This is a genomic window from Streptomyces sp. NPDC030862, from assembly GCF_055571835.1.
Map to the genome: position 1 here is coordinate 82,726 of NZ_JBVIEN010000002.1, position 12,275 is coordinate 95,000.

The 12,275-nt window shown below is 72.8% G+C and carries 12 protein-coding genes; 9 read left to right on the plus strand and 3 right to left on the minus strand.

The window, feature by feature from the left end:
- The first annotated feature begins 31 nt into the window (after positions 1–31).
- Both ACZ42X_RS04640 and ACZ42X_RS04645 read left to right on the plus strand, forming a co-directional pair.
- Entirely contained in the window at positions 32–1,144 is a 1,113-nt protein-coding gene (locus tag ACZ42X_RS04640; RefSeq protein ID WP_468284295.1) for a hypothetical protein, read from the plus strand.
- Between the two features lie 57 nt (positions 1,145–1,201).
- Positions 1,202–1,996, plus strand: a complete 795-nt coding sequence (locus ACZ42X_RS04645) for a hypothetical protein (protein WP_468284297.1) — start codon at positions 1,202–1,204, stop codon at positions 1,994–1,996.
- Here ACZ42X_RS04645 and ACZ42X_RS04650 read toward each other — a convergent pair.
- Entirely contained in the window at positions 1,983–2,366 is a 384-nt protein-coding gene (locus ACZ42X_RS04650) for a DUF192 domain-containing protein (RefSeq protein WP_468284299.1), read from the minus strand. The two genes, ACZ42X_RS04645 and ACZ42X_RS04650, sit on opposite strands and share 14 nt — an antisense overlap.
- A gap of 88 nt (positions 2,367–2,454) precedes the next feature.
- Between ACZ42X_RS04650 and ACZ42X_RS04655 the strand changes: the two genes are divergently transcribed.
- Genes ACZ42X_RS04655 through ACZ42X_RS04665 form a run of 3 tightly spaced genes read left to right on the plus strand, consistent with a single transcriptional unit; the run spans position 2,455 to position 5,188 of the window.
- Positions 2,455–3,216 carry a prepilin peptidase gene (locus ACZ42X_RS04655; protein ID WP_468284301.1) on the plus strand — a complete coding sequence of 254 codons (762 nt, stop codon included), beginning with the start codon at positions 2,455–2,457 and terminating at the stop codon, positions 3,214–3,216.
- Positions 3,217–3,233: 17 nt separating this feature from the next.
- The gene (locus ACZ42X_RS04660; protein ID WP_468284303.1) at positions 3,234–3,635 is read left to right on the plus strand and encodes a cupin domain-containing protein; all 402 of its coding nucleotides are present in this window, start codon (positions 3,234–3,236) and stop codon (positions 3,633–3,635) included.
- A gap of 50 nt (positions 3,636–3,685) precedes the next feature.
- Complete coding sequence (locus ACZ42X_RS04665; protein WP_468284305.1) at positions 3,686–5,188, plus strand: DUF2079 domain-containing protein; 1,503 nt, start codon at positions 3,686–3,688, stop codon at positions 5,186–5,188.
- A 255-nt stretch (positions 5,189–5,443) separates the two neighbouring features.
- Here ACZ42X_RS04665 and mgrA read toward each other — a convergent pair whose 3' ends face one another.
- Positions 5,444–6,481, minus strand: a complete 1,038-nt coding sequence (gene mgrA, locus ACZ42X_RS04670; RefSeq protein WP_468284307.1) for an L-glyceraldehyde 3-phosphate reductase — start codon at positions 6,479–6,481, stop codon at positions 5,444–5,446.
- 157 nt (positions 6,482–6,638) lie between these two features.
- On the opposite strand from mgrA, the gene ACZ42X_RS04675 reads away from it, so the two are divergent.
- The 4 genes from ACZ42X_RS04675 to ACZ42X_RS04690 all read left to right on the plus strand — a co-directional run bounded on the left by ACZ42X_RS04675 (position 6,639) and on the right by ACZ42X_RS04690 (position 11,677).
- On the plus strand, positions 6,639–7,400 hold the full coding sequence (locus ACZ42X_RS04675) for an isoprenyl transferase (RefSeq protein WP_468284309.1): 762 nt from the start codon (positions 6,639–6,641) through the stop codon (positions 7,398–7,400).
- Positions 7,401–7,734: 334 nt separating this feature from the next.
- Positions 7,735–9,057, plus strand: a complete 1,323-nt coding sequence (locus ACZ42X_RS04680; protein ID WP_361427707.1) for a PhoH family protein — start codon at positions 7,735–7,737, stop codon at positions 9,055–9,057.
- 380 nt (positions 9,058–9,437) lie between these two features.
- A complete protein-coding gene (locus ACZ42X_RS04685) occupies positions 9,438–10,151 on the plus strand; it encodes an aggregation-promoting factor C-terminal-like domain-containing protein (RefSeq protein WP_468284311.1) in 714 nt (237 codons plus the stop codon).
- Between the two features lie 128 nt (positions 10,152–10,279).
- Positions 10,280–11,677, plus strand: coding sequence for an AI-2E family transporter (locus ACZ42X_RS04690; RefSeq protein WP_468284313.1), 1,398 nt, complete (start codon positions 10,280–10,282; stop codon positions 11,675–11,677).
- A gap of 62 nt (positions 11,678–11,739) precedes the next feature.
- Here ACZ42X_RS04690 and ACZ42X_RS04695 read toward each other — a convergent pair whose 3' ends face one another.
- Positions 11,740–12,273: an alkyl hydroperoxide reductase gene (locus ACZ42X_RS04695; protein WP_351817015.1), complete on the minus strand. Its 534-nt coding sequence runs from the start codon at positions 12,271–12,273 to the stop codon at positions 11,740–11,742.
- Between the last annotated feature and the right edge of the window lie 2 nt (positions 12,274–12,275).

Below are 12,275 nucleotides of genomic sequence, written 5' to 3' on the forward strand. Positions count from 1 at the left end.
CCCCGCACCCGCCCTGGACATAATCGGCTGCATGCCCGAAGACAGACAGACCAGCGGGGCCGCGCCCGCCTTGTGGGGGTACGCGGCCGTACGGCTGGTCGGCATGGCGGTCCTCGCCGTCGCCGCCGCCGTCACCGGCGAGGACGCCCTCCACCGGCTCAAGGGCCGCTGGGACTCCGTCTGGTACGTACGGATCGCCGAGCACGGATACGGGCACGAGGTCCGCCTCCCCGACGGAAGCCTCCACTCCGACCTGGCCTTCTTCCCGCTGCTGCCCGCCCTGGAGCGGGGTCTCGCGGCCGTGCTGCCCCTCGGGGCCGACGACGCCGGGCTCCTGGTGGCGTGGACGGCCTCGCTCGCCGCCGCGTGGGGCATCTACGCCGTCGGCGCGCACATCGCCGGCCGGCGCGCCGGGGTGGTGCTCGCGGTGCTGTGGGGGGTGTACCCGACGGCGTTCGTGCAGTCGATGGCGTACACCGAGACCCTGTTCACCGCACTCGCCGCCTGGTCGCTCCACGCCGTGCTGCGCGGTCACTGGATCCGGGCGGGCGCCCTCTGCCTCCTGGCCGGGCTCACCCGCCCCTCGGCCGCCGCGCTGATCGCCGCGCTCGGCGTCACGGCGGTGGTGACGGTCGTACGCGAGCGGCGGCTCACGCTCCGGATGGCCGTCGGCGTGCTGCTCGCGCCGCTGGGCTGGCTCGGGTACGTCGTCTTCGTCGCCGTACGGAAGTCCAGCCCGACCGCGTACTTCGACGTCCAGGCCGCCTGGGGCAACAGCATCGACGGCGGCATGGCCCTCGGCCGCTTCGTCTGGCGCAACCTCACCGGGCCGCAGCCGCTCGCCGGGGTCGGGCTGTGCGCGGCGCTCGCGCTGCTCGGCTGGGTGGTGTGGCTGTGCGTCCGGCAGCGCCAGCCGCTGCCCGTGCTCGTGTACGGGCTCGCGGTCGTCGTCATCTCGCTCGTCGGCGCCGCGTACTTCGGTTCCCGCCCGCGCCTGATCATGCCCGCCTTCCCGCTGCTGCTCCCGGCGGCCGTCGCCCTCGCCCGGCTGCGCGACCGGAACCTGGTGCTGGCGGTGGCGGGCCTGGCGCTCGCGTCGGGGGCGTACGGGGCGTTCACGCTGCTGGGGGCCGGGCCGCCGTAGCCGCTTTGGGCCCGTGGACCCATGCGCCTGCCGGAACGGCGTTGCTAGCGTCCGCCCATGACCAGGCGTACGGAACGTACGGCACGAGCGGTGGCCGCCGCCGCCCTCGCGTCGGTGGTGCTGGCGGCGTGCGGACCCGACGATGAGGAGAAGCCCCCGGGCACGGGCAAGAACGCGAGCCCGAGTGCGGCCGCGAGCCCGGGTACGAGTACGAGCGCGAGCGCCGCGCCCTCCGCCCCCGCGAGCGCCGCGCCCTCCGCCCCCGCGAGCCCCGGCGACCCGAAGCCCCTCACCCGGGCCGAGCTCGACCGGGCGATCCTCGCCACCGCCGACGTACCGGGCTACACCGTCGGCCCCATGGACCCGCCGCCCGCGCAGGGCGAGACGCCCGCCGAGGAGGCGTGCGCGCCGCTCACCTCGCTGCTCAACGGCAAGCCCGAGCCGGCCGCGCAGGCGTCCGCGTACCGCCAGATCACCGGCGCGAACGCCGAGAGCCGCCCGGCCGTCTCCGTGTTCCTCACCACCCACGGGAACCAGGGCGCGGCCACCGTCCTCAACCGGCTGCGCACCGCCGTGACGGCATGCCGCGACGGCTTCACCACCACCGGACCGACCGGCCCCTCCACGTACCGGAGCGTGCGCGCGCTGCCGCCGGTGAAGGCGGGCGACGACGGCGTGGCGTACCAGCTGACGGCGGACTTCGAGGGCGATCCGGTGCCGCTGGTCTTCCACGTCGTGCGCTCCGGCGCCACGGTGGCGACCTTCTACACCGCGAACCTCGAAGGGCCGAAGACGCCGGAGATGCCCACGGCCCTGATCACCGCGCAGGCCGCCAAGCTCAGCCCTCGCTGACCGTCAGCCGGACGCCCGGCCGCACACCCCACCGCTCCATGGCCCCCGCCTCCGCCTCCAGTACGTGGCGGGCGCGCGGGCGCGGCAGGCCGAGGCGGCCGGGCGGCATGGTGGTGACGGCGAGGACGTTCAGCTCGCGGTCCAGGTACGCGACATCGATGGTGAACCGCATCCGGAAGGTGTGGACGCTGTTGCACGGCGTCAGGAGCATGGCGCCCTCGACGCCATCCCGGCCGAGCAGTCCGCGCCGCCGGGTGCCGTAGGAGGCCGCGACCTCGACCGGGACGCCCGCGGGGCCGCCCGCGACCGCCAACCGCACCGTGCCGTTGCGCCACTTGGTCCTGTTCCCGGTGTTCCCCGTCTTCCCCATGGGGCAGGACCGTAGCGGTGGCCGCCGCGTACGGGAATGGGCCCACGGGCCCATGACCGGTGCCCCGCGCCGCCCTAGGGTTCGCTGCGTGTACGCCACGCTGATCGCCGTCGCCGCCCTGTGGGGCGCTGCCACCGGGCTGCTCCTGCCGCGCGCCGCGTACCGGCTGTCGGTCGAGCCGGAGCAGGCGTGGCGCGACACCTGCCCCGCCGGGCACGCCTTCACCGGACCGGCGCGCGGCTGGGTCGGCCTCGCGCGCTGCGCGCCCTGCGGCGTACCCGGGACCGCGGCCGCCCTGCCCACCGGAAACGCCCTCACCCTGGGTGCCGCCCTCGCGTGCGCCGTGCTCGCCGCCGCGACCGGGCCGCGGCCGGAGCTCGCCGTGTGGCTGCTGCTCACGCCGTTCGCCGTGCTGCTCGCCGCCGTGGACGCGCGTGTGCACCGGCTGCCGGACCGGCTGACGCTGCCGCTCGCCGGCGCGGCCGCCGGGCTCCTCGGGGTGGCCGCCCTGCTGCCCGGGCACGCCGGGTCGTGGCCCTCCGCACTGCTCGGCGGACTCGCCCTCGGCGGCGCGTACTTCACGCTGTTCCTGATCCACCCGAACGGCATGGGCTTCGGAGACGTCAAGCTCGCGCTGTCGCTCGGGGTCGCCCTCGGGTGGTACGGCTGGGACATCCTCTTCACGGGAGCCTTCGCCGGGTTCCTCTTCGGCGCGGTGTACGGGATGGGGCTGGTGCTCCTGCGGCGGGCGGGCCGCAAGAGTGCGATCCCGTTCGGGCCGTTCATGATCGGCGGGGCGCTGGTGGGGCTGCTGCTCGGCGCGTTCACCGCCTCCTCGGCACCGTGGTGACTGACAAAATGCCGGCCATGCGCACAGACCCGGTCAATGTCACCCAAGCCCTCGCCTCCTTCGACGACGTCTACAGCCCCCGCATCGTCGCCCGCATGAACGACTACGACGTACGCGTCGCCCATGCCGCCGGTGACCACGTCTGGCACGTCCACGAGGAGACGGACGAGTTCTTCCTGGTCCTGGACGGGCGGTTCGAGATCGCCCTGCGCGACGCCGCCACCCGCACCGAGCGGAGGGTCGTCCTGCGGCGCGGCGACACCTTCGTCGTGCCGAAGGGAACGGAGCACCGGCCGTCCGCGCCGGAGGGGGCGGACATCCTGCTGTTCGAGCCGTCCGGGACGGTGTCCACCGGCGACCGCCATGAAGGGGAGCTGCCCGACCACGTGGACAGCACCGCGGGCCACGCCCTCACCTGACCCGCGCCGTCCGCGGCCTGATCGACAAGACACCCCCTAGCATCCGGCGTATGCGGACATTCCCCACCCAAAAGGTCTCGCCGCCGGCCGCCGCCCCCGTCACGGTGCACCCGCCCTCCCCCCGGCTCCTCGCCTGGGGGTGGGCCGCCGCGCTGTGCGCGCTGTACGCCACCGTCGCCGTACGCCGCCACCAGCTCCTGCGCACCACCGGCTACGACCTCGGCATCTTCGAGCAGGCCGTACGGGCGTACGCCGAACTCCGCGCCCCCGTCGTGCCGTTGCGCGGCGAGGGCTTCAACCTCCTCGGCGACCACTTCCACCCGCTGCTGGCGGCCCTCGCGCCGCTCTACCGCCTGTGGCCGTCCCCGCTGTGCCTGCTCGTCGCCCAGTCCGCGCTGCTCGCCGTCGCCGTCGTCCCGCTCGCCCACTGGGCCGCCCGCGCGCTCGGCCGCCGCGCGGCGCACGCCGTGGCCGCCGTGTACGGGCTGAGCTGGGGCATCGCGTCGGCGGCCGCCTTCGACTTCCACGAGGTCGCCCTCGCCGTACCGCTGCTCGCCTGCTCGCTCGAGGCGCTGGCCCGGCGGCGCTGGCGGGCGGCCGTCGCCTGGGCCGCGCCCCTGCTGCTGGTCAAGGAGGACCTGGGCCTCACCCTCGCCGCCGTCGGCGCGTACATCGCCTGGCGCGGCGGTCCGCGGCGGCTCGGCATCGCCACCGCCGTCGTCGGGGTCGCCGGGTCGGCCGTCGAGATCCTGGTCCTGCTGCCCGCCTTCCACCCCGGCGACGCGTACGCGCACGGCGGCAACCTCACCGAGGGGCACGGCTCGCTGCTCTCCACCCTCGCGCACGCCCCCCTCGACGCGCTGCGCCCCGACATCAAGGCCATGACCCTGGTCCTGGTCTTCGCGCCGTCCGCGCTGCTCGCGCTCCGCTCCCCGCTCGCGCTGATCGCCGTACCGACGCTCGCCTGGCGCATGCTGTCGCAGAACGCCTTCCACTGGGGCACGGCCTTCCACTACAGCGCCGTGCTCATGCCCGTCGTCACCGCCGGGCTGATCGACGCGCTCACCGCCTGGCGCCGCACCGCCCACCCCCTGGCCGACCGCCATGTGCGCGCCTCGCTCGCCACCGCCCTCGCCGTGACCCTCGTCATGCTGCCGTCGTTCCCGCTCGCGCTGCTCGCCCAGCGCGCGACCTGGCGTACCACCCCGCACGTCGAGGCGGCCCGCGCGCTGCTCGCGAGGATCCCGGACGGCGCGACCGTCGCCGCCTCCAACCGGCTCGTCCCGCAGCTGACCTCCCGCTGCACGGTCGTCGTCTTCCCGGCCTTCCCGGTGGCGGGGAGGCTCTACGAGTACGACAGGAAGCGCCTGCCGCGCCCCACCGCCGAGTGGATCGCCTTCGACCGCCGCCCGCCCGAGGCGTGGCCGTACCGGACAGGGCACTGGCCGTACCCGATCAAGCAGCAGCTGGCCGAGCTGGCCGCGGCCGAGAAGCGGTACGGCTACAAGCGCGTCGCCCAGCGGGACGGCATCACGCTCCTCCGGCGGCGGTAGCCGCGGCCCGCCGCGGGGCCGTCAACGCGGCGCCTCCGGGGCCGGGTCCCCCTTGGGGAGTACAGCCGCCGCACCCCGCTCGCGGGCTCCCGCCGCGTCCGCAGCGCGGTCCCGCGTTTTCGGAGCGTAGTGGCGGCCTGTCGCGGCACGCAGCACGTCTCACGAAGGGTTATGGTGGAAACCCCCCCTCGGGCCGGTCCGTATCCCCCCCACGGACCGGCCCGTTTTCCGTTCCCGCCCCGGCCGGGCCTCCGGTCAGCCGCGCGCCGCCCAGATGTTGGTGCCGGCGGTGTCGACCGCGTACGAGTCGATCTCCTTCAGCTCCTCCTCGGTGAGCGGCGCCCCGCCGAGCGCCGCGATGTTCTGCTCCAGCTGCGTCACGCTGGACGCGCCGATCAGCGCCGACGTCATCCGCTCGTCGCGCAGCACCCAGGTCAGCGCCAGCTGCGCGAGCGACTGGCCGCGGCGGCGGGCGATGTCGTCCAGGCCGCGGAGCCGGCGGACGACCTCGTCGGAGAGGAGGTTCGGGTCGAGGGACTTGCCCTGCGTGGCCCGCGAACCCTCCGGGATGCCCGTGAGGTACTTGTCGGTGAGCAGGCCCTGGGCGAGCGGCGCGAAGGCGATGCAGCCCATGCCCGCCTCCTCCAGGGTGTCGAGGAGGGCGTCCTCCTCGGTCCAGCGGTTGATCATCGAGTACGACGGCTGGTGGATCAGCGCCGGAACGCCCATCTCCCGCAGCAGCCGGGCCGCCTCGGCGGTCTGCTCGCTGTTGTACGAGGAGACGCCGACGTACAGCGCCTTGCCCTGCTGCACGGCGGAGGCCAGGGCGCCCATGGTCTCCTCGAGCGGGGTGTCCTTGTCGAAGCGGTGCGAGTAGAAGATGTCGACGTAGTCGAGGCCCATCCGCTTCAGCGACGCGTCGAGCGAGGACAGCAGGTACTTGCGGGAGCCCCACTCGCCGTACGGGCCGGGGTGCATCAGATACCCGGCCTTGGTCGAGACGACGATCTCGTCACGGTACGGCGCGAAGTCCTGGGCGAAGATCTTGCCGAAGTTCAGCTCGGCGGAGCCGGGCGGCGGCCCGTAGTTGTTCGCCAGGTCGAAGTGGGTCACGCCGAGGTCGAAGGCGCGGCGCAGGATCGCGCGCTGCGAGGCGAGCGTACGGTCGTCGCCGAAGTTGTGCCACAGGCCCAGCGAGACGGCGGGCAGCTTCAGTCCGCTGCGGCCGGTGCGGCGGTACTCCATGGAGTCGTAGCGGTCGGCGGCGGGTCGGTATGCGGCGGTATCAGTCACGTCCCTCTCCTTATCACGGACCTGTGACAGGCCGGGTTGGGCCGCCGTGACCCCCGCGCAGTAATGTGGCGGCCTCGGGGACGGCGGCGGTGAGCCGGAATCGATCCCCCTGGGCCGACGCCGCTGCGGGCCCGCACGCAATCGAGAGGTGAGATCGGTGAACTTGCGCGACCTGGTGTACAGGCTTTACGCACGCCGGGTCGAGGGCCGCCTCGACCACGCCCAGGTGCCGAAGCACATCGGCGTCATCCTCGACGGGAACCGGCGGTGGGCGAAGGCGTCCGGCGGCACTCCGGAGCAGGGCCACAAGGCCGGCGCGAGCAAGATCCAGGAGCTGCTCGGCTGGTGCGCCGAGACGGACGTCGAGGTCGTCACCCTGTGGATGCTGTCCACCGACAACCTCAACCGGCCCGAGGAGCAGCTGGTCCCGCTGCTCGGCATCATCGAGAACGCCGTGCGCGACCTCGCCGCCGACGGCCGCTGGCGCGTCCACCACGTCGGCACGCTCGACCTGCTGCCCGCGCGGACCCAGGCCGTCCTGAAGGAGGCCGAGGAGAAGACCCGCGACCACACGGGCATACTCGTGAACGTCGCCGTGGGCTACGGCGGCCGCCAGGAGATCGCGGACGCGGTCCGCTCGCTGCTGCTGACGCACGCCGAGAAGGGCACGAGCTTCGAGGAGCTCGCCGAGATCGTCGACATCGACCTCATCTCCGAGCACCTCTACACCCGCGGCCAGCCCGACCCGGACCTGGTGATCCGCACCAGCGGCGAGCAGCGCCTGTCGGGCTTCATGCTCTGGCAGAGCGCCCACTCCGAGTACTACTTCTGCGAGGTCCACTGGCCGGCCTTCCGCAAGGTCGACTTCCTGCGCGCCCTGCGCGACTACGCCGCCCGCCACCGGCGCTACGGCACCTGACGCCACCGCCGCACCACGGCACCGACACCCCGCCCCCAGGACACTCCGCGTTCACCGACGCGTCGTCATATGCCATGGCATGGACCTGCGGTAGTACGGGAATACCCCTCCCAGAGTGAGCGGCACTCAAGCCCGCTCGCCCGGGAGGCCCTTTGCACCAGGACGACCGTGCACCCCGTGTACGGACGACGCGGAGGGCCGGAGCTCGGCCCGCGCAAGGTGGCCGGAGCCCGGCTCCATCTCCCGCGACGCCGCCGCCGTCGCCGAAACCGCCGTCGCCGCCGCCGTCGCACCCCGACCTCATGCACCTCTATCAGAGGGGGTCCGTCCTACCGTGGTGACCAGCACAAAGCGCCGCCTGCACGACAGGCGCACCTACGTCCTCGACACCAGCGTCCTGCTGGCCGACCCCGGTGCCATGGCCCGTTTCGACGAGCACGAGGTCGTGCTCCCCGTCGTCGTGGTCACGGAGCTGGAGGCCAAGAGGCACCACCCGGAGCTCGGCTACTTCGCCCGGCAGGCACTGCGCCTGCTGGACGACATGCGGGTCCGGTACGGCCGCCTCGACGCCCCGCTGCCCATCGGCGAGCTCGGCGGGACCCTGCGTGTGGAGCTCAACCACTCGGACCCCGCCGTCCTCCCGGCCGGCTACCGCCTCGGGGACAACGACTCGCGGATCCTCGCCGTCGCGCGCAACCTCCAGGCCGAGGGGTACGACGTCACGGTCGTCTCCAAGGACCTGCCGCTGCGGATCAAGGCGTCGTCGGTCGGCCTGCTCGCCGAGGAGTACCGCGCCGAGCTCGCCATCACCGACTCCGGCTGGACCGGAATGTCGGAACTGCCCCTCTCGGCGGACCAGATCGACCTCCTGTTCACCGAGGAGTCGCTGTACGTCCCCGAAGCGGTCGGACTGCCGGTGCACACCGGTCTCGTCCTGTCGTCGGAGCGCGGCAAGGCGCTCGGCCGCATCGCGCCCGACGGGAACGTACGCCTGGTGCGCGGCGACCGCGAGGCGTTCGGCATCCGGGGCCGCAGCGCCGAGCAGCGCATCGCGCTCGACCTGCTCCTCGACCCGGACGTCGGCATCGTCTCGATGGGCGGCCGCGCCGGCACGGGCAAGTCGGCGCTCGCCCTGTGCGCCGGCCTGGAGGCGGTCCTGGAGCGGCGGCAGCACCAGAAGGTGATGGTCTTCCGGCCGCTGTACGCCGTCGGCGGCCAGGAGCTCGGCTATCTGCCGGGCACCGAGGCGGAGAAGATGGGCCCCTGGGCGCAGGCGGTCTTCGACACGCTGTCGGCGGTCGCGGGCAAGGAGGTCATCGAGGAGATCCTCAGCCGCGGCATGCTGGAGGTCCTGCCGCTCACCCACATCCGCGGGCGGTCCCTCCACGACGCGTTCGTCATCGTGGACGAGGCCCAGTCGCTCGAACGCAACGTCCTGCTGACCGTGTTGTCCCGTATCGGGTCGAATTCCCGGGTCGTCCTCACGCACGACGTGGCCCAGCGCGACAACTTGCGGGTCGGCCGGTACGACGGAGTCGTCGCCGTCGTCGAGAAGCTGAAGGGCCATCCGCTCTTCGCGCACGTGACCCTGACCCGCTCGGAGCGCTCGCAGATCGCCGCGCTCGTGACCGAAATGCTGGAGGACGGGGCGATTTGATCCGCGAACGCCCGTAATGAGACACGGCAGTTGGCGCCGCCCGGCAAAGCGCGAGAGCTTAGCCGGGCGGCGTCGTGTCGCGCGCCCCCTTCCGCGAAACTCCTGCCGGAAGAGGCGTGTGAGCTTTCCCACGCAACGAATAATTGCCTTGCGGTGTCGCGGTCGGGCAGAGTCTTGCTTCCGTCAGGCCCCGCATACGGCACACCTGTAACAACTCAAGACCCGTTCGCCGTATGCCGCCCGAGCACCACGCGGCGCTCCCGCAAGGGAGTTGCCCACCGGGCCCGTGTCCCCCGTGACCCAGCAGTGGGGGGACCAGCGCCAGGGGCACGATTTCGCCCGCGAGGTCACCTAAGCGGGCGATGCTGGAAGGAAACCGTGTGAGCCGGATCTCGGTCCGGGGATTCGCGGTGGCGTCGGCCACCGCGGTCACCACTGTCGGCGCCGTCGTCGGTGTTGCCTCGGGCAACGCCCAGCCCTCGGAGAACAACTTCGAGGCCGCTGCCGCCGACGCGACGCTCCTTGCGGACATCCCCGTCGGCCAGCAGGCCCAGGTACAGGTCTCGTCGCTGACGCAGCAGGCCGAGGCCCAGGCCGCCGCCGCCGACTCTGCCGCCCAGAAGTCCGCCGAGGAGGCCGCCCGCCTCCAGGCAGCCAAGGACGCCCAGGCGAAGAAGGAAGCCGCCGAGGAGAAGGCCGAGAAGGAGCGCAAGGAGCGGGAGGAGCGCGAGGCCAAGGAGCAGGAGCGCGCCAGCCGCGACGAGGTGCGCTCGGCCACCAGCTTCGCGACCCAGTCGTCGTACAGCGTCGCCGAGGTCCAGGCGATGGCCCGTCAGATGATCCCGGGCGACCAGTTCCAGTGCTTCAGCAACATCGTGGACCACGAGTCCGACTGGAACTACCGCGCGACGAACCCCTCGTCGGGCGCGTACGGCCTCGTCCAGGCGCTCCCGGGCTCCAAGATGGCGTCCGCCGGTGCCGACTGGCAGACCAACCCGGCCACCCAGATCAAGTGGGGCCTGAACTACATGAACGACCGCTACGGCAGCCCGTGCGGCGCGTGGAGCTTCTGGCAGGCCAACCACTGGTACTAGGCCGCTCCTAGGCCGCCACCCCGGCTCGACTCCCGGAGCCCCTCACCGTCCTACGGTGAGGGGCTCCGTGCGTGTACCGTCGTGGAGCCCGTACTCCCGGGGGAGCGGTGGGGGGAAGAGAGAAGATCATGTCGAAAGTGCCAGGGTGGCTGGGCCGGCTCGGTGCCGGGCTGACCCGGATGGGGCGGCGCTTGGAGGAGCGCCGCCGAGCCGAGAGCGAGGCCGGTGCGCCTGATGTGCCGGCTGTGCCCGGTGTGCCCGCCGGTCCGGGCGGGCCCGGCTTCCCGGGCGCGGCCGGCGGTGCGGGGGCCGGCGGGTCGGGTAGTGCCGGCGGTTCCGGTGCGACCGGCGAGAACGGCGGTGCTCCGGCACCCGGCAGCGTTCCGGCCCCGCCCGCGTACGCCCCCGCCGTCGCCGCCCGCCCCGATCCCGTCGACGCCATCCCCTGGGGCATCCGCGTCGCGGCCGAGGCCGGCTGGCGGCTGCTCGTCCTCGCGGGCGCCCTCTGGCTGCTGATGAAGGCCATCAGCAACGTCCAGCTGGTGGTGCTCGCCTTCGTCGCCGCCCTGCTGATCACCGCGCTGCTGCAGCCCACCGTGGCCCGGCTGACGCGCTGGGGGCTGCCGCGCGGCGTGGCCACCGCCGTCACGGCCATCACGGGCTTCATCATCATGGGCCTCGTCGGCTGGTTCGTCGTCTGGCAGGTGCTGGACAACCTCGGCGACATCTCCGACCGCCTCCGGGACGGTATCGACGAGCTGAAGCGCTGGCTGCTGAACAGCCCCTTCCACGTCACCGAGCAGCAGATCAACGACATCGCGAAGAACCTCAGCGACACCATCGGCACCAACACGGAGGAGATCACCACCGCCGGCCTCCAGGGCGTGACCGTGCTGGTCGAGGTCATCACCGGCATCCTGCTGACGATGTTCTCGACGCTCTTCCTGCTGTACGACGGGAAGAAGGTCTGGGGCTGGGTGCTGAAACTGGTGCCGGCGCAGGCGCGTCCGGGCGTCGCGGGCGCCGGTCCGCGGGCCTGGCGCACCCTCACCGCGTACGTACGCGGCACGCTGATCGTGGCCCTCATCGACGCCGTCTTCATCGGGCTCGGCATCTACTTCCTCGATGTGCCGCTGGCCGTTCCGCTCGGCGTGCTCATCTTCCTCTTCGCCTTCATCCCCCTGGTGGGCGCGGTGATCTCCGGTGCCCTGGCGGTGATCGTCGGCCTGGTCACCCAGGGCGTCTTCACCGCGCTGATGGTGCTGGTCGTGGTGCTCGCCGTCCAGCAGATCGAGGGCCACGTCCTCCAGCCGTTCATCCTGGGCCGCGCGGTGCGGGTGCATCCGCTCGCGGTGGTCCTCACGGTCGCGGCGGGCGGCCTGATCGCCGGCATCGGCGGCGCGGTGGTCGCGGTCCCGCTGGTCGCGGTCACCAACACGGTCGTCGGCTACCTGCGGGCGTTCAGCTACGAGCAGGCCCTGCGGCACGCGCCGCCGGGGGAGCCGCGGGTGGCGCCGGGGGAGTAGCGGTACGAGAAGGGGCCCACCGACCTGCGGGTCGGTGGGCCCCTTCGTACGCGTACGGCTGACTACTCCGCGAGGACGGCCTCGGCGTCGAGCGTCGCGCCGACCGCCTGGATCACCGAGGCGATCTTGAACGCCTCCTGGATCGTGTCGCGGTCCACGCCGGCCTTGCGCAGCACCTGCTCGTGCGAGTCGAGGCACATGCCGCAGCCGTTGATGGCGGAGACGGCGAGCGACCACAGCTCGAAGTCGACCTTCTCCACACCCGGGTTGCCGATGACGTTCATCCGCAGACCGGCGCGCATCGTGCCGTACTCCGGGTCGGAGAGCAGGTGGCGCGTGCGGTAGAAGACGTTGTTCATCGCCATGATCGCGGCGGCGGACTTGGCGGCCTGGTACGCCTCGGGCGAGAGGTTCGCCTTGGCCTCCGGCTCCAGCTCGCGCAGGACCTTCGGCGAGCGCGAGGCGATCGCGCAGGCGAGGACCGTGCCCCACAGCTGCTGCTGGGGGAGCTCGCTGTTGCCGATGACCGAGCCGAGGTTCAGCTTCAGGTCCTTGGCGTAGTCCGGTATGGCGGACTTCAGTTCGTCGAGAGCCATGT